Consider the following 15968-nt stretch of genomic DNA (forward strand, 5'->3'; position numbering starts at 1 on the left):
GAGTGAAGCAGCAAAGCGCCACGATAACTGTTCCAATCGCACCGATCTTTGCTAATTTTTTACTTTGCATTGCCTTCCTAAAAATCTTTGGCGAGGTCCATGCCAGCATAAAGCGACCCAACCTGATCTGCATAGCCGTTCATCATGAGGGTCGGCTGACGTTTGGCGATGAAGCCGCCGATCCGGCGTTCTGTTGCCTGGCTCCAGCGTGGATGATCCACTTCCGGATTTACGTTACAATAGAAACCATATTCGCGGGGGTTTGCCATATTCCAGCTTGTTTCAGGTTGTTCCGAAGTAAGTGTGATACGGACAATCGACTTAATTGATTTGAACCCGTATTTCCAAGGAACAACCAAACGAAGCGGGGCGCCATTTTGATTTGGCAGCTCTTCACCATAAAGCCCTGTCGCCATGATTGTGAGCGGATGCATAGCCTCATCAAGGCGCAAGCCTTCGCGGTACGGCCAATCCAACGTGTTATATCTTTGTCCCGGCATTTCCTCGGGCCGCACTAATGTTTCGAAGGAAACGTATTTTGCCGAAGATTGCACACCCACACGGCTCAGTATTTGACTAAGCTCAAAGCCGACCCATGGAATGACCATTGCCCAGGCTTCGACGCAACGGAACCGGTAGATACGCTCTTCCATAGTGACGCCAGATGTCAGATCAGCGAGATCGTAATCTCCGGGCCGGTCAACCAACCCATCAATCTTAACACTCCATGGATCTGTAGTCAGATTGTCAGAGTAGCGCGCCGGGTCCCCCTTGCCGGTCCCGAATTCGTAAAAGTTGTTGTAGCTTGTCGCATCTTCATAACTGTTGGGCTCCTCATCAGTGGAATAAGAGCTTGGCGCAGTCTGGATGCTGGCCAGCGCCGGCCCTGCAATGGAGCCGAGCGCCAACGCCCCAGCCCCCGCCATAAGCTGACGGCGATTGAGGAAATTTGCTTTTGGGGTCACGTCGGACCATTTCAGATCAGGGGTATAGCGCATGCCGGTCTCCTAACATTTGGTTAACAATCGCCTAAAACCCTTCACCTTAAAAGCCAAACCAACTTATCTCACGAAACTGTTTGGAAATTGTAACGTAAAAAAAATCCCGCCCAAAACCGGGCGGGATTTTCACTTTTGCTATACATAGGTTTAATGCAGGACCGCATCCTCTGGTGGCTTACGGTCTGATGATGACACTCTGTCACCAACGATCAGACCATCGGCCCCGGCACTAACCGGAATGGTATCACCATCCAGAACCTCGCCTGCCAGAAGCATTTCAGCAAGCCTATCCTGCAAGGAGCGCTGGATCACCCGCTTGAGCGGTCGGGCACCAAACACCGGATCATAACCTTCATCTGCCAGCCATGTCTTAGCGCTGTCATCCATTTCGAGTATGATCTTGCGCGCCGCAAGACGTTTTGAAAGAAGACCCAACTGGATTGAAACAATCCCGTCCATGTCATCACGCGAGAGACGGTCAAATATGATGGTTTCGTCCAGACGGTTCAGGAACTCTGGCCGGAAATGTGCCCGGACCGCATCCATAACGTCACGCTTGGCCTCGCTTGCGCTCGATCCTTCGGGCAACTGGCTCAACGCCTGTGCCCCAAGGTTTGACGTCAGAACAATCAGCGTCTGTTTGAAGTCAACAGTCCGCCCATGCCCGTCAGTCAGAACGCCGTCGTCAAGCACCTGAAGAAGAACATTAAACACATCAGGATGCGCCTTTTCGACTTCGTCGAACAAAACAACCTGATATGGCCTGCGCCGAACCGCTTCGGTCAGCACGCCGCCTTCGTCATAGCCAACATAGCCGGGAGGCGCGCCAATCAGGCGGGCGACCGCGTGTTTTTCCATAAACTCCGACATGTCGATCCGCACCATAGCGCTGTCGTCGTCGAACAGATATTCTGCGACGGCTTTGGTCAGTTCGGTCTTACCAACACCTGTCGGCCCAAGGAACAGGAAGCTGCCAAGTGGGCGCGACTCATCATTCAGCCCTGCGCGTGCACGGCGTACTGCATTTGCAACAGCCTTAACCGCTTGCTTCTGGCCGATCACGCGTTTGCCGATCTCCTCTTCCATACGCAGCAGTTTTTCGCGTTCGCCTTCCAGCATTTTAGAGGTTGGAATACCTGTCCAACGCTCAACCACACTGGCAATTTGCTCCGGACGAACGGCTTCAGAAACCATGACGTCATCTTCACGGCTTTCCGTCTCTGCAAGCTTTTTCTCGAGCTCTGGGATGATGCCATAAGACAGCTCACCCGCTTTGCCGAGGTCGCCTTCGCGTTTGGCGTGATCAAGCTCAATGCGTGCACGATCCAGTTGCTCTTTCATGTCACGCGCATTGGCAAGCTTGTCTCGCTCACCCTGCCATTGTGCCGTCATCTCGCTGGAGCGTTCCTGCAGTTCAGACAGTTCTTTTTGCAGTGTTTCCAGGCGATCTTTTGACGCTGTATCGTCTTCTTTCTTCAACGCCTCAGCTTCGATCTGCTTTTGCATGATTTCACGGTCCAGCGTGTCCAGTTCCTCTGGTTTGCTGTCCACTTCCATACGCAAACGCGACGCGGCCTCATCCATCAGGTCAATCGCTTTATCTGGCAAGAACCGATCCGTGATATAGCGGTGGCTGAGCGTTGCCGCCGAAACAAGCGCACTATCGGAAATACGCACACCATGGTGTAGTTCGTATTTTTCCTTGATACCGCGCAGGATAGAGATTGTATCCTCGACCGTTGGCTCAACAACCAATACAGGCTGAAACCGCCGCGCAAGGGCAGCATCTTTTTCAACATACTTACGGTATTCATCCAGCGTGGTTGCGCCCACACAGTGTAGCTCACCCCGCGCCAACGCAGGTTTCAGCAGGTTCGAGGCATCCATCGCCCCGTCCGCCTTACCGGCGCCAACCAGTGTGTGCATCTCGTCGATAAACAGGATGATTTCACCCGCAGCCGAAGTTACTTCGCTCAGAACCGCTTTCAAGCGTTCTTCGAACTCACCGCGGTATTTCGCGCCGGCAATCAAGGACCCCATGTCAAGTGCAAGGAGCTTTTTGTTCTTCAGGCTTTCAGGAACGTCACCGTTCACGATCCGCAGTGCGAGGCCTTCGGCGATCGCCGTTTTACCTACGCCCGGCTCACCAATCAGAACCGGGTTGTTCTTGGTCCGGCGGGAAAGCACCTGCATCGTCCGGCGAATTTCCTCGTCCCGTCCGATAATCGGGTCAATCTTGCCTTCTTCGGCGGCTTCCGTCAGATCACGCGCGTATTTCTTCAGCGCATCGTACCCTTCTTCAGCACTGGCCGTATCAGCAGTACGTCCTTTGCGGATATCGTTGATTGCTTCGTTCAGCTTTTGCGCTGAAACGGCACCCGCTTCCAAGGCATCCTTGGCTTTGGATTTAACCATCGCAAGCGCCATCAAAATGCGTTCGACAGGGACAAAACTGTCACCGGCTTTGGTCGCAATTTTCTCGGCCTCGTCCAACACCTTGGCGGTCTGCGTATCAAGATACACCTGCCCTGCATCACCGGTAACCTTTGGCATCTTGGCCAACGAAGCTTCAAGCGCTTCGACCACGCGTTCCGGCGCGCCGCCAGCACGTTTGATCAGGTTGCTTGCAAGCCCCTGATCGTCATCCATCAATGCTTTTAGTAAATGTTCCGGGCCAAGCCTCTGGTGGCTTTCCCGTGTCGCAATAGTCTGTGCAGCCTGTAAAAACCCACGTGACCGCTCCGTGAACTTCTCCATGTTCATCGGTACTCTCCTTTATATAAGCGTCCCCTCAAAAATGCCCGCTTGGCGGCACATTCTTTCCGGACCTTGAACATTATGTGGTTCTCTTTTCTCTCATCTTCAAGACCTTTGAGCTTTGAGAAACTCTTGCCACGTCCTTTCCTTGCCCGTGCCTTATTCGCGGTTTATTCAAATCGAAACAAACAGCGGGGCACGCCATGCATGTACTTGATATCATCATTGAAGATTGTCGCTTTGATCAGGCTCAATCTCGTTATGTTGGCTGTGTAATTTTCGAACAGGACTCTGGTCAAAGAAGCAGTTTTTTCTGCGCCGTTAATCCACCGTACAGTTTTACGGAAATCACAACACGCGAATACGCAGCGCCAAGGATCGAAGCCGCAATGATTGATGACGCAAAGCGTCAGGCCATGCGTATGCCCGAATTGCGCAGCGGGCGTGGTAAAATTACCTTTGCCAAGAAGTATCCGGTTGAATTGGCATAGCTTGCTGCCTTTGTAATCTGCGCGTATGAGGGGCCTGAAAAAAAGGAGCCCCCAATGCCAGATGACCGCCTGATAGTTGCCCTAGATGTTCCCAACGCACTCGAAGGACTTACCCTTGCGGAAACGCTAGGGGACGCGGTGTCGTTCTACAAAATCGGGCTTGGCATGCTGACGGGTGGCGGGCTGGCGCTTGCGAACGAACTTAAGGAAGAACATGGTAAGCGTATCTTCCTTGATATGAAGCTTTTCGATATTGGTGCCACAGTAGAAGCTGCCGTTCGCGGACTTGCGCAATTTGATCTTGATTTTCTGACCGTACACGGTGACCCGCATGTGGTGCGGGCGGCCAAGGAAGGCGCCCGCGGAAAAGACCTTAAAATCCTCGCTGTGACTATTCTGACATCTCTGGATCGGGGCGATCTTGATGACAGTCTGATCAAATCAGGCGAAGTTCAGGATCTGGTGCTGGAACGCGCGGCACGCGCGTTTGAAGCTGGGGCTGACGGTGTGATCGCATCGCCCCAGGAAGCGGCGCAAATACGCGCACTGCCAGAATCCAAAGGACGGCTCATCGTGACCCCAGGTGTACGTCCTGCAGGGGCAGCATTGGGTGACCAAAAGAGAGTCGCGACACCAGCGCAAGCGATACGAGATGGTGTCGATCATATCGTTGTCGGCCGCCCCGTCTGGCAGTCCCCCGACCCGCGCGGAGCTGCACAAGCTATCTTGGCCGAGCTTGCGTCTGCTTGAGCGGGTAACTTGTCCGGGTCAGAACCTACATTCCCTAAACTCTGTAACATCTGCTATGAGCCCATAGTTACCGATGCTACACCTTGCATTAATGGCTGCTTTCTTTGACAAACTATTTTGAGTGGGGCTAATTAAGATAAGTTTCTTAAGGGATAATTCGACATGTTCGGCTTCAGATCATTTGTTCTGGCGTCATTACTCCAGATGACGTCGCTTTTACCAGCTTACGCAGATCAGTGGCGTTCTGTGGTAATGGCACACTGCTATGACCTCGATGGTTTCAGCTACAGTGAGCACTTCTTCGTGAGGGTTTTCTGGACAGAAGTGGGCGGCGGGCAGCTTTACTCACAAACATCGAACGATGACGCACCAAAAGGCCTTCACAGCCTGAACAAGGAACCTGCTTCATACTTGATCGATGGCAATAGAGTGGCCTTTGAAACAGCAAACTATCGCGCTCCGACGATCAGTGGTTGGTGCGGTCTCTGTGAGCAAACTGGGTTCCGAATTACCGTCAACGAAAACGTCGTATGGGAAGTACCCGCACCCGAGACGCGGGGTATGCCAATATTCAATGGAACCGTAGATATGGATCGAAGCATGTTGCGCGTTTGCGAGGAAAATGTACCAGCAGCCCTCGGAGTGGAAATTCCATTCGAGCAGGATTATTTCTCAGCACGAACTTCCATCTTAGTCTGTAAGACAATTGACTACTAACAGCCGACAGATTTCAAAACCCCAGTCGGAAAGACGAGCAGCAATTCGTCATACTTTCCAGAAAGCTGACGTTGGCCTAACCTAAACGAACTCACGCTTCGCCCCACCTAACCGACTTCTAACATTTTGTCGGTTCACAGCGTTTGACAACCAAAACGTCGGACGTGACTATCTTCAAAACAACTCTCACCCAAATGCCCGCGCGTTGCACGGGCAGCGGTCGAACCGCCTCCACGGGGCGGGCGCTTCTCGCCTTTCCCTCGGTTCGGGCGCGGCGCTTCGGTTCGGTGTGGTCCGTAACTTTAATGATTGCTTAGTAGCTGTAAAACCTAAACCTAGTCGTTGACGTCTTTGTCGTCCCAGGATTTCACCTGGCTTTTACGCACACCAACAACACGGCGCAGCACATACCAAGCGACAAGCGAACTGACCGCAAACAACAACAATGTTGCAGGAAGAGAATCCATCAACAACGCACTCAACGGCCCACCGATCACCAGGAAAATTCCGACAACCGCCGCCCCAACCGCAAAGCCGATCAGAATAAAGCCGGGTGCCAGCACCTCAAGGATTGCCAGAACCAGCGCTGCTGAAAGCCAAACCCACCAGACAGTCCAGATCATTTCGCACCTTTAAGTAAGCCAAAAGCGTCTGAGAACGCATCAAGCGCGTGTGCGGGTAACAGGATGGTCTGCTTGCCTTCACCTTTGCCAACGGCGACCAGCGCCTCAACCTGTTTCAGAGCCACTTGATACTGCGCGGCTTCGATACCGTTTTCCTTAATCGCCAGCGCAACCACCTGCGTTGCATAGGCTTCGGCATCTGCCTGAACCCTGCGTGCTTTTGCAGCTTGTTCCGCTGAATATAGTTCTGCATCGGCGTTCAATTCGACCGCACGTTTTGTACCCTCTGCTTCAGTAACCTGCGCACGCCTTGCGCGTTCGGCATTCAATTGCTGCAGCATTGCATTGCGGGTCGCCTGATCCAGATTGACGTCAAGCAGTTCTGCCCGTGTGACCTCGATCCCCCAGTCATCAACGACCGCCTCTACCGCCAGTTTAATACGGCTGGTTAGCTGGTTGCGGTTTGTCTGGACTTCATCAAGTTCGAGCGCACCAATTTCCGAACGCACAATACCCGCGACAGTCGTGGCAATTGCGGCGTCGACATCGCGTATACGGTAAACCGTCTTTTCCGGCTCGGTGATCCGGTAGAACACTGAGGTATCGACCTGCACCAGAACGTTGTCAGATGTAATTGCATCCTGACTTGCGGTTGGCAATTGACGTTCCAGAATGGAAATCTTGTGACGTACCCTGTCCAGGAATGGCACGATAAAGTTGATCCCAGGCCCAAGAACCGCATGCAACCGCCCAAACCGTTCAACCACAAACTTATCTGACTGCGGTACGATACGTACGCCAAGAAGGATACAGAGGATGATAAAGGCAGCCAGTAATAGCACTACAAGGTTGCCGTTCAGAAAATCCATTAGAAAGTCTTGAGCGTTCATCTTATCCTCGAGTTTCTATTTCGTAATATCGGTCAGAAAGCTGGTTCTGATACTTGAATGGATTGTGTATCGCTGATTTGCAACCTATTTTGCCGCCATGCCTGCTTTGTGTCGAAATTGCCTGGCGGTGTTTCAAGAATCCGCGCCACGCTGCCCGAATTGCCGCAGCCCCAGAATGCTTGAACATCCGGAACTTTTTTCGCTCTCAATTGCGCATATGGACTGCGATGCTTTCTATGCGTCGGTCGAAAAACGCGACAACCCGGATTTGCGCGACAAACCCGTTATCATCGGTGGCGGCAAACGCGGTGTTGTTTCTACGGCGTGTTACATCGCCCGCATCAAGGGTGTTCGTTCTGCGATGCCGATGTTTCAGGCATTAAAACTATGCCCCGAAGCAATTGTCGTTCCCCCAAGAATGTCGGCTTATGTTGATGCATCGCGCGCTATTCGGGCGATGATGGACGAACTCACGCCCTCAATCGAACCGTTATCGCTGGACGAAGCATTCCTTGACCTGAGAGGCACTGAAAAACTGCATGGTTCTCCCCCCGCTGTCATGCTTGCCAGTCTTGTGAAACGGATGATGGACGAGCTTGGTCTAACAGGGTCAATTGGTCTTTCGCACAATAAGTTTCTTGCAAAAGTTGCCTCCGACCTTGACAAACCCCAGGGTTTTTCCGTGATTGGCAAACAGGAAACGCCCGCCTTTTTGGCGGGCAAGCCTGTCCGAATGATTTGGGGAATTGGCCCGGCTGGCCAAGTTTCGCTTGAAAAGGTCGGCATCCGTACCTTTACAGACCTTCTGAGATGGAACCGCGAAGATCTTTGCCAAAGATTCGGTTCAATGGGTGATCGCCTGTGGCATCTTGCCCGCGGTGAAGATTACCGGCGGGTCTCGGCAAATGCCCCAATAAAAAGCATATCCAAGGAAACAACCTTTTTTGAAGATACGGCAAACACAGACCTGCTTGATGGCTATATATGGCGGCTCGCAGAGAAAGTTGCGGATCGCGCCAAGGCGCGCCACCTTGCTGGCCGCGTTGTTACGCTAAAACTAAAACAGGCAAATTTTTCGACGTTAACACGCCGTGTCAGCCTGCAAGATGCAACGCAGATCGCCGACCGCATTTACCGTACAGCGCGCGCATTGTTTGATCAGGTTGGGGATAAGGGCCCCTACAGGCTGATTGGCGTCGGTATCAGCGATCTGGTCGCTGAAGAAGGTGCAGACATATCAGGCGACCTGCTGGATCCAGAGGCGGAAAAACGCGTCGAAATTGAACGGGCTTCAGACAAAATTCGAAAAAAATTTGGCACTGACGCGATTTTAAAGGGTCGAGCATTGCGCTGATGCCTTCGTTAACTTCTTGCCTCCGGCGGGGATATTTTCAGGAAAAAGAAAGCGCGTTTACTCTGCCGCGAGCGATACTTTTCTTCGCCCGGTATCAATAATGTCTGCGGCAACCTGGCTCATCAGTTTACGGAAGGCTATGAAGTTTCCATTGGGGCGGATCATCTTTTCATTCATGTATAGAGAGCGATCAATTTCGATTTGCACTGCGTGTTGATTGCGCGAAGGCCTTCCATAGTGCTGAACGATAAATGCTCCGGCAAAGGGCGAGTTACGTGCTACACGCAGACCCGCCTTTGAAAATGCGGCTTCGGTCCGGTCAACAAAATCGGAATTTGCGGCAACGCCGAAACGATCACCCAGAACAACATCGGGGTGAGGTTTGCCCGCATGATGAATACTTTCAATCGCCTCGTGTGGCATTGAGTGACAGTCAATCAGAATCGACTCGCCAAACTCACTTATGTTTTGCTTCATGAGGCTCTGCAAACAGTCGTGATACGGTCGCCAGACTTCACTGATTCGCTTGTGTGCTTCTTTGAGTGAAATTTTTCCCCGATAGATTCCACGGCCATTCGCGACAACACGCGGAACAACGCCAAGACCCGACGCCACGCGAGGATTGTGAATTTTCGTTTCCATATCTTCGATAAGGGCCGCATCCAGTTCATCAGCGTTCCGATTAAGATCCAGATAAGCCCGCGGTACGGATGCAGACAACAAAGGGCTACCGAATTTGGGGACTTCTTCAAACAACAAGTCAACAAACGCATCTTCGGATGTGCGAATGATCCGTTCATCCAAGACCGAGCTGCGCAAGAATGAAGCAGGGTAGATTCGCCCACTATGAGGTGACGCGAAAATCACGCTTGAACTGTGGTCCACCGGCATGGCGAGTTGATATGGTAACTTTGTCATCTGTTATCCTCTTACAACATACATAACCGCATTTCCCAAGTTACCAAAAGCCCTTGATCCCCAGTTCGACTCCTTTTATAGACCACCGAACAGACGCGGACCCACCCGCGTCCCTTTTATTTGGGACAGGTGGGGCCTGTGTTCGACAGATGGGCGCTTAGCTCAGCGGGAGAGCACTTCGTTGACATCGAAGGGGTCACTGGTTCAATCCCAGTAGTGCCCACCATCTGCCCCGAAAGGGGATGAATTTTAACCGGGCGCACGCGCGCCGCGACATGAGGAGAAGGCCATGAAGGTCAAAAACTCGCTCCGCTCGCTCAAGGGCCGGCATCGCGACTGCCGCATTGTGCGTCGTAAAGGCCGTGTTTATGTGATCAACAAAACACAGCCAAGGTTCAAAGCCCGCCAGGGCTGAGACCTGCGAAGTTTTAATAAGAAAAAGCCGCCGGGTGTTTCCTTGCGGCTTTTTCTGTTTTCCAGAACGCAACGGCAAAGTTTACTGGCCAAAACATGCCTTTGGGAAAACTTTGATTCAGCCGGGGTGAATATCGCGCGGGCATCTGGACGCAAAAAAGATTTGCAACCAGTCGAAATTTGCGTCCAACCCATTCTGAGCGAGCCACATTTCCTGAAGCTTATATGCTTCCCACTCGGGCTCCTGAAGGCAATTCCAGCCTCGGTTCAAATATTGAACATCGTGGATCAACTCGTGAAGCAAACGCGATTGATCCATTGTGTCGGACGCGTCCCATGGTCTGACAAGAAAAACATGCCTGATTTTCGCGTCATAGGCCGCTCTTAACTGTGCGTCCACAACAATTTCCATTGCTTCGTATTCTATCGTCTCACCCGTGTCACAAAATGAAACGCTTGGCGGGTTCGTTAGACTGCGTTCGATGTCATAGTTCGTATTCTGGCCAATCCATTCGATCAAATCCCGGACTACTTCCCTCGAGTTTTCAAAAGCCAAAGCTTCCGGTTCAAAAGCTTGGTCGGTGGCATCTTCAGCCCCAGGAATTGGCTCAATTTCGCAGTCTGTTTCGGTGCTTTGAATTTCCTCCGTGATCGCGAATGCGCCGCTTGAGATCGCCACCCAAATGACAGCAAAGCTTAAAAGAAGAAGGAACCAGAAACTGAAAAACTTACTTTTCACGCAGCAACACATACAACTCTCGCCAATTAATTCTCTAGCAAACTATCAAATCAGAACGCAGGTATGCTGACGCCTGTCAATCAGGGGTTTGATTTTGGTATGAACTCTAACGGACGAGCAACCGCACCAAAGTTTGCTGCGTAACAAAACCTGTCACGGCAAGGTCCTGCGCGCGCTGGAACCTACGGATTGCACGGCGCGTGTTCCTGTCGAACTGCCCATTCACAACACCCGGCTCCAAACCCAAGAACGCCAACCGCCTTTCAATCAACAGCCGTGTGATAGAACTATTCGCAACACGGCGCTCTTCTGCACGCGCGGCTGCAATTTCAGCCTCTGATGCCGGACCACCTTCCAGAGCTTCCAGACGTGCGCGGGCATCTGCAGAGAATAGTCCGTCAGGATAGTCTTCCAGATAACCCCGATATGCTTCCGCTGTGTTTGTCGTGACGACATTATCCCATATTGCGCGTTCTTCAGCTTCTTCTACACTTCGGCGTTCTTCGTTAAAAACCGCCAAGCGGCTTTTCGCAATATCGGAGAACACACCGTCAGGGTAACGCTCAAGATACACACGTAAGTCCGCTTCTTCACCAGAACGCCCAGTTGCGTCCCAGTAAGCGCGATCCTGACGTTCCACCTCTAACTGACGCTGACGTTCTTCTTCTTCAAATTCAGCCGCACGGCGGGTTGCTGCCGCACGTAGAATACCGATTTGGTTACCCGTGAGATATCCGGTTTCATCAAAACCATTGTCTTTTTGCCAGGCCATAATCGCAGCGCGCGTACCGCGACCGAAAATTCCATCCACGCCACGCGGGTCAAAACCAAGCGTCGAGAGCGAGCGCTGGATATCTATTCTCATTTGGCGCGTTAGCTGAAGTGCATCTTCTGTCGCCTCAGCTTCACGAACTGGTGCTTCACGGAACTCTGTGATCAGTTGATTGGCTTCGTCGCGAAACTGACCATTGGGATACCGGTCCAAATAGGAAAGCGCAGCTTCGAGAGTTCCCATCGACCGTACAACGTCCCAATAGTCTGCATCGGCATTTTGGATTGCCACAGGTGTCTCACCCGCGAAAGAAACGCGCTTTGACGTAAATCCAAGGACTTCAACAGAAGACCCGGCCCGTAGCGCAACATCTGACAAAGAGCGTTCCGGATTGAGCAGATCACTACTCAAGATGCGCCTTAGCTCTTGCGCGGGTCCTTTAATAACAGTGATACCCTGAGGGATACTCAATGTACCCAAGCCAGACTCAATGTTTCCCTGAACGTCCAGTTCATCGTCCGACGCAGCTACCATCAAAACCGCACCACCCGGTACGGAACCGAGAACCTCAAGAATAGCACCCACCGACAATCCAAAGCCGCCAACGGTTAAGGCATCTGCAGAGAGTGTGCGACTGCCCAAAAGCCAGCTGTCACGCTCTGAATGAACAATGTGCCCGCCAAGAACGACGATCAGCCGATCAGCCTCTTCCGATGCGTCGCGAAATGACATTGCCAAATTCCACATCTCGCGCGATCTGCTGTTGTCGCCCGCAAAGACAGTGAAACCATCGTTCTTTAGTATGTCGGCCGTATCTGAAAGGGCAGAAACTTCGGGAACGTCACCAAGTCGGAAATAGTCATCATTCGCTATAAGCAATGCTGCATCTTCAGCGCTTGCAATGCTCGCCGCAGACCAAAACAGCGCGCCAAAAAATACCCGTGAAACAGCCGTTTTCATAGAACCCCCCGCTAAATCGTAAAAACACAACAGGCGTATATCCTCTGCGACCTTACCCATTTTGGCAAGGTTCTGAGGAGTTACGCTCGTTCTTACATTATTAGATCAGCTAAAACCTAACTCGTTATCTGAAAGAGGTTTCAATCATAAAGGCGCTGGTCGTCGATTACCTTGCCGTCGTTCGGCAAACTACCGGGTGCCAAAACTTCGACACGGCCTTTCATTCTCAGAAACTGAACAACGCTGGATTCAAAGCTGTCACGGTTCCCACCGTTCGCTTCGACCTGCACGGTCATGACATCCTTTTCACCTTCGCGCGTTGCAATGATACGCGCCTTGGTGATTGCTTCGTTCTGAGCAACAAAATCCGCAACCTGTTCAGGCCGCACGAACATACCCTTGATCTTGGTTGTTTGGTCCGCACGTCCCATCCAACCCCTGATCCGCATATTCGTGCGTCCACAAGGGCTTTGCCCTTCCATGACGGCGCTTAGATCACCGGTCGCAAAACGGATCAGCGGATAGTCAGCGTTAAGAGTTGTGACAACAACTTCGCCAACTTCGCCTGGCGCAACGGGTGTGCCTGTTCCGGGTGTTACAATTTCAACGATAACTCCTTCGTCGACAATCATTCCCTCCATCGCGGCGCTTTCGTAGGCGATATTCCCAAGGTCCGCTGCCGCATAGTTTTGCAAGCAGGTGATCCCACGCTCAGCGTATTCCTGACGCAGGCTGGGAAATAGCGCGCCGCCGCCAACGGCGGCTTTCGTTATACTCAGGGCAGCGCCCATTTCGTCAGCTTTATCGAGAATGATTTTAAGGTAATCGGGTGTTCCCGCATAAGCCGTTGTCCCGATGTCCGCAGCTGCCTGCACCTGCAATTCAGTCTGGCCCGTTCCCGCTGGTAACACCGCAGCACCGACAGCGCGTGCGCCGCTCTCAAAAATCATTCCAGCGGGAGTCAGGTGGTAACTGAAACAATTATGAATGATATCGCCAGTCCCAATGCCGCAGGCATGCAGGAACCGCCCTATACGCCACCAGTCCGGCTCTATCCCGCCCGGCTCATAGATCGGACCCGGCGACTGGAAGATATGGGCAAAACCTGCAGCGGGCCGTGTTGTTAACCCACCCAGAGGTGGACGCGCAGCCTGTGCCTTGCCAAGCTCCGATTTTCTCAAAACCGGAAGGCGGCTTAGCGCAGCGACATCTGTAATGGACTCGGCATCCACATCACCTAGCAATACTTTCAGCCCGGGCGCGGTTTTCGCGCGCGTGATTTGCGCGGGCAAAGTTGCAGACAGATCAGCAGCGCGTTCGTCCGCAGAGCGTATTTCCAGTGTATCGTAGTTGTTCATTAGCTAAGCCACCGCTTCCGGCGCCGGTAAGACCGTACATCACGAAATGATTTGCGACCTTCATCCGAAACACCCAGATAAAATTCTTTTACATCCGGATTTTCGCGGAGTTCGGCCGCGGGGCCGTCCATAACGACGCGGCCACTTTCAAGGATGTATCCATAGTGGGCAAAACGAAGTGCCACATTGGTGTTTTGCTCTGCAAGCAGGAAGGTCACGCCTTCGCCTTCGTTTACGGATTTCACAATTTCAAAAATCTGCTCCACAAGCTGCGGCGCAAGACCCATGCTTGGCTCATCCAGCAAAATCGTTTCGGGACGGCTCATCAGGGCGCGGCCAATCGCGCACATCTGTTGTTCCCCACCCGATGTATAGCCAGCCTGGCTTTTACGGCGGTCTTTCAGCCGCGGAAAATAATTATAAACCATCTCAAGATCTGCGGCGACCGCTCCCTTACCGTCGCGCCGTGTGTAGGCGCCGGTCATCAGGTTTTCTTCAACCGTCAGGTGCTCAAAACAATGGCGGCCTTCCATTACCTGAATGACGCCTTGCTTTACCAGTTCAGCCGGGTTCAGATCCTGAACTTGTTTGCCGCGGTAAGAAACTGATCCCTTGGTAACTTCGCCGCGTTCAGAATGCAGCAGGTTCGAGATCGCCTTGAGCGTCGTTGTTTTGCCGGCACCGTTTCCGCCAAGCAAGGCCGTGATGCCCCCTTTAGGCACCTGAAGACTCACACCCTTAAGGACAAGGATCACGTGATTATAAATCACCTCGATATTGTTGACCTCAAGCAGGGCTTCTTTTGTCTCTACGGAGTCCAGCATCTGATTATCTTCTTTGTCTAAGATTGGGTACTCTGGCCGCAATCCATGTCGCGGCCAGAGAGGCTTTATTAGCCTTCGCAGTCTTCGTTTACTGGCCAAGGCGCATTTGCCTCGGCGTATTCGGCTGCGGCCGGGCCTTCCAGCGAGGCAATTGTCTCGCTGTCAGGCATCAGGTGACCTGAGGCCGGTACGAACTGCGCACCATCCCACTGCAACATCCAACCGCCGGAATGGCCGGTGTGGTTTGCACAAGAGGTTGCGAATGGTGGTACCATGCCGGTCATGCCAAGCTCTGCAAGACGCTCGTCGGTCAGGTTGATGTTCTCCAGACCCCAACGCAGTTGAGACGCATCAATCTCTGCCGCGTCAAAATTCTCCTGAGCTGTTTTAATGCCTTCAGCCAAGATCATCGAGATTACGAGACCACGCTGATAAAAGACCGAGTTAAGTTCATCTTCTGCTGCAAGTGAATCCCCTGCATCAAAGACAAGCTTACGAATGTCAGCCATAACAGGTGCATCAGGCTGTGGTGCCGACCAGCTGATCGAACGGTAACCGGTGCCAGCTTCGCCAACAGTTGCAAGATCAGCATCATGACCAGACCACCAGACGCCAATGAACTGATCCATTGGATAGCGCGTTTTTACAGCTTCGGAAATTGCGCCTGCGTTCATCGCGCCCCATCCCCACATGATCACATAGTCAGGGCGTTCACGGCGAATTTGCAGCCATTGTGCAGATTGGTTCTGCATTTCTTTCAGACCAACCGGAATTGGCAGGAACTCAAAGCCATTCGCTTCGGCCATTGCCTCAAAGAATGGGATCGGCTCTTTACCATATGGGTGGTCCAGATGAAGCAACGCGATTTTCTTGCCGGAAAGCGATGAAAGATCACCACCGCCAAGTTCGTTCAGGATCATCGAAGCGCCGTCCCAGTAGGATGATGGCATGTTGAATGCCCACTGGAACACACGGCCGTCAGCCATTGGTGAGAAGCCATAGCCAGGTGCAAGGATCGGAATTTGGTCAACATTGGTTTTTGGCAGAACCTGCAGGGTAATACCTGTGGACCATGGCTGAGTCACAATTGCAGCGCCTTTTGTGGCCTCATAGCATTCCACCCCCTTTTCGGTGGAATACCCTGTTTCACACTCGTTAAACTCAATAGGGACCCCGCCGATGCCGCCATCACGCGCATTCAACATTGCCATATAGTCACGCTGACCGTTCATCAGCGGAATACCGGTCGCCGCGAAAGGACCTGTCCGGTACGTAAGGTTTGGCACGTTCAGGCCTTCGGCCATCGCAGCCCCGGCCGTTACAACGGCAATCGCCGAGGCAACCGCCAGATTGGTAAGTTTTTTCATTTTCTTCCTCCCGTTAATAGTCATTCAGTTGTT

The 15968-nt window shown here is 52.4% G+C and carries 16 protein-coding genes and 1 tRNA gene (1 of these 17 running past the window's edge); 6 read left to right on the top strand and 11 right to left on the bottom strand.

Translation table 11 applies throughout. The features are described from left to right. The 3 genes from merF to clpB form a co-directional block, all read right to left on the bottom strand. Positions 1-70: the start of a mercury resistance system transport protein MerF gene (gene merF, locus MWU63_RS12355; RefSeq protein ID WP_213890134.1), read on the bottom strand. The gene continues 134 nt to the left of window position 1, outside the view; 70 of the gene's 204 nt are visible here — the first part of the coding sequence; the start codon lies at positions 68-70; its stop codon lies off the left edge, out of view. A gap of 7 nt (positions 71-77) precedes the next feature. Further along, positions 78-998, bottom strand: coding sequence for a protein-methionine-sulfoxide reductase catalytic subunit MsrP (msrP, locus tag MWU63_RS12360; protein ID WP_213890135.1), 921 nt, complete (start codon positions 996-998; stop codon positions 78-80). A gap of 150 nt (positions 999-1148) precedes the next feature. Continuing rightward, entirely contained in the window at positions 1149-3764 is a 2616-nt protein-coding gene (gene clpB / locus MWU63_RS12365) for an ATP-dependent chaperone ClpB (protein WP_247078075.1), read from the bottom strand. A gap of 197 nt (positions 3765-3961) precedes the next feature. Between clpB and MWU63_RS12370 the strand changes: the two genes are divergently transcribed. The 3 genes from MWU63_RS12370 to MWU63_RS12380 all read left to right on the top strand — a co-directional run bounded on the left by MWU63_RS12370 (position 3962) and on the right by MWU63_RS12380 (position 5716). Continuing rightward, on the top strand, positions 3962-4249 hold the full coding sequence (locus tag MWU63_RS12370) for a hypothetical protein (RefSeq protein WP_213890137.1): 288 nt from the start codon (positions 3962-3964) through the stop codon (positions 4247-4249). Between the two features lie 54 nt (positions 4250-4303). Further along, on the top strand, positions 4304-4999 hold the full coding sequence (pyrF, locus tag MWU63_RS12375; RefSeq protein WP_213890138.1) for an orotidine-5'-phosphate decarboxylase: 696 nt from the start codon (positions 4304-4306) through the stop codon (positions 4997-4999). A 162-nt stretch (positions 5000-5161) separates the two neighbouring features. Beyond that, a complete protein-coding gene (locus MWU63_RS12380; RefSeq protein ID WP_247078077.1) occupies positions 5162-5716 on the top strand; it encodes a hypothetical protein in 555 nt (184 codons plus the stop codon). A gap of 335 nt (positions 5717-6051) precedes the next feature. Here MWU63_RS12380 and MWU63_RS12385 read toward each other — a convergent pair whose 3' ends face one another. Both MWU63_RS12385 and MWU63_RS12390 read right to left on the bottom strand, forming a co-directional pair. After that, positions 6052-6339 carry a hypothetical protein gene (locus MWU63_RS12385; RefSeq protein ID WP_247078079.1) on the bottom strand — a complete coding sequence of 96 codons (288 nt, stop codon included), beginning with the start codon at positions 6337-6339 and terminating at the stop codon, positions 6052-6054. Further along, positions 6336-7229 (bottom strand): SPFH domain-containing protein, encoded by an 894-nt coding sequence (locus MWU63_RS12390; protein ID WP_213890141.1) that lies wholly within the window; start codon positions 7227-7229, stop codon positions 6336-6338. The genes MWU63_RS12385 and MWU63_RS12390 overlap by 4 nt, the downstream gene beginning before the upstream one ends. A gap of 97 nt (positions 7230-7326) precedes the next feature. On the opposite strand from MWU63_RS12390, the gene MWU63_RS12395 reads away from it, so the two are divergent. After that, on the top strand, positions 7327-8583 hold the full coding sequence (locus MWU63_RS12395; protein ID WP_213890142.1) for a DNA polymerase IV: 1257 nt from the start codon (positions 7327-7329) through the stop codon (positions 8581-8583). A 57-nt stretch (positions 8584-8640) separates the two neighbouring features. Here MWU63_RS12395 and MWU63_RS12400 read toward each other — a convergent pair whose 3' ends face one another. Continuing rightward, on the bottom strand, positions 8641-9501 hold the full coding sequence (locus MWU63_RS12400; protein WP_247078082.1) for an N-formylglutamate amidohydrolase: 861 nt from the start codon (positions 9499-9501) through the stop codon (positions 8641-8643). A gap of 151 nt (positions 9502-9652) precedes the next feature. Here MWU63_RS12400 and MWU63_RS12405 point away from each other — a divergent pair. Both MWU63_RS12405 and ykgO read left to right on the top strand, forming a co-directional pair. Continuing rightward, positions 9653-9727 (top strand) — tRNA-Val (locus tag MWU63_RS12405). 63 nt (positions 9728-9790) lie between these two features. After that, positions 9791-9916: a type B 50S ribosomal protein L36 gene (gene ykgO / locus MWU63_RS12410; protein WP_213890144.1), complete on the top strand. Its 126-nt coding sequence runs from the start codon at positions 9791-9793 to the stop codon at positions 9914-9916. Between the two features lie 117 nt (positions 9917-10033). Here the strand turns inward: ykgO and MWU63_RS12415 are convergent, their stop codons facing one another. The 5 genes from MWU63_RS12415 to MWU63_RS12435 form a co-directional block, all read right to left on the bottom strand. Continuing rightward, positions 10034-10654: a DUF6647 family protein gene (locus tag MWU63_RS12415; protein ID WP_213890145.1), complete on the bottom strand. Its 621-nt coding sequence runs from the start codon at positions 10652-10654 to the stop codon at positions 10034-10036. Positions 10655-10760: 106 nt separating this feature from the next. After that, complete coding sequence (locus MWU63_RS12420) at positions 10761-12386, bottom strand: peptidoglycan-binding protein (protein ID WP_247078084.1); 1626 nt, start codon at positions 12384-12386, stop codon at positions 10761-10763. A 140-nt stretch (positions 12387-12526) separates the two neighbouring features. Further along, positions 12527-13744, bottom strand: coding sequence for a phenylacetate--CoA ligase family protein (locus MWU63_RS12425; protein ID WP_213890147.1), 1218 nt, complete (start codon positions 13742-13744; stop codon positions 12527-12529). Beyond that, positions 13744-14568, bottom strand: coding sequence for an ABC transporter ATP-binding protein (locus MWU63_RS12430; RefSeq protein WP_213890148.1), 825 nt, complete (start codon positions 14566-14568; stop codon positions 13744-13746). Before MWU63_RS12430 ends, MWU63_RS12425 begins: the two co-directional genes overlap by 1 nt. Before the next feature lie 68 nt (positions 14569-14636). Further along, positions 14637-15935: an ABC transporter substrate-binding protein gene (locus tag MWU63_RS12435; RefSeq protein WP_213890149.1), complete on the bottom strand. Its 1299-nt coding sequence runs from the start codon at positions 15933-15935 to the stop codon at positions 14637-14639. Between the last annotated feature and the right edge of the window lie 33 nt (positions 15936-15968).

Origin of the sequence: Pseudohalocynthiibacter sp. F2068 (genome assembly GCF_023015645.1) — a bacterium.
Lineage (GTDB): Bacteria > Pseudomonadota > Alphaproteobacteria > Rhodobacterales > Rhodobacteraceae > Pseudohalocynthiibacter > Pseudohalocynthiibacter aestuariivivens.

Bases quoted from the DNA above. Each gene is read 5' to 3' on its own strand.
- MWU63_RS12380 (WP_247078077.1), top strand. From the start codon at position 5,162: ATGTTCGGCTTCAGATCATTTGTTCTGGCGTCATTACTCCAGATGACG.
- pyrF (WP_213890138.1), top strand. From the start codon at position 4,304: ATGCCAGATGACCGCCTGATAGTTGCCCTAGATGTTCCCAACGCACTC.
- MWU63_RS12400 (WP_247078082.1), bottom strand. From the start codon at position 9,501: ATGACAAAGTTACCATATCAACTCGCCATGCCGGTGGACCACAGTTCA.
- MWU63_RS12425 (WP_213890147.1), bottom strand. From the start codon at position 13,744: ATGAACAACTACGATACACTGGAAATACGCTCTGCGGACGAACGCGCT.
- msrP (WP_213890135.1), bottom strand. From the start codon at position 998: ATGCGCTATACCCCTGATCTGAAATGGTCCGACGTGACCCCAAAAGCA.
- ykgO (WP_213890144.1), top strand. From the start codon at position 9,791: ATGAAGGTCAAAAACTCGCTCCGCTCGCTCAAGGGCCGGCATCGCGAC.
- clpB (WP_247078075.1), bottom strand. From the start codon at position 3,764: ATGAACATGGAGAAGTTCACGGAGCGGTCACGTGGGTTTTTACAGGCT.
- MWU63_RS12385 (WP_247078079.1), bottom strand. From the start codon at position 6,339: ATGATCTGGACTGTCTGGTGGGTTTGGCTTTCAGCAGCGCTGGTTCTG.
- MWU63_RS12370 (WP_213890137.1), top strand. From the start codon at position 3,962: ATGCATGTACTTGATATCATCATTGAAGATTGTCGCTTTGATCAGGCT.
- MWU63_RS12435 (WP_213890149.1), bottom strand. From the start codon at position 15,935: ATGAAAAAACTTACCAATCTGGCGGTTGCCTCGGCGATTGCCGTTGTA.
- MWU63_RS12390 (WP_213890141.1), bottom strand. From the start codon at position 7,229: ATGAACGCTCAAGACTTTCTAATGGATTTTCTGAACGGCAACCTTGTA.
- MWU63_RS12395 (WP_213890142.1), top strand. From the start codon at position 7,327: ATGCCTGCTTTGTGTCGAAATTGCCTGGCGGTGTTTCAAGAATCCGCG.
- MWU63_RS12420 (WP_247078084.1), bottom strand. From the start codon at position 12,386: ATGAAAACGGCTGTTTCACGGGTATTTTTTGGCGCGCTGTTTTGGTCT.
- MWU63_RS12430 (WP_213890148.1), bottom strand. From the start codon at position 14,568: ATGCTGGACTCCGTAGAGACAAAAGAAGCCCTGCTTGAGGTCAACAAT.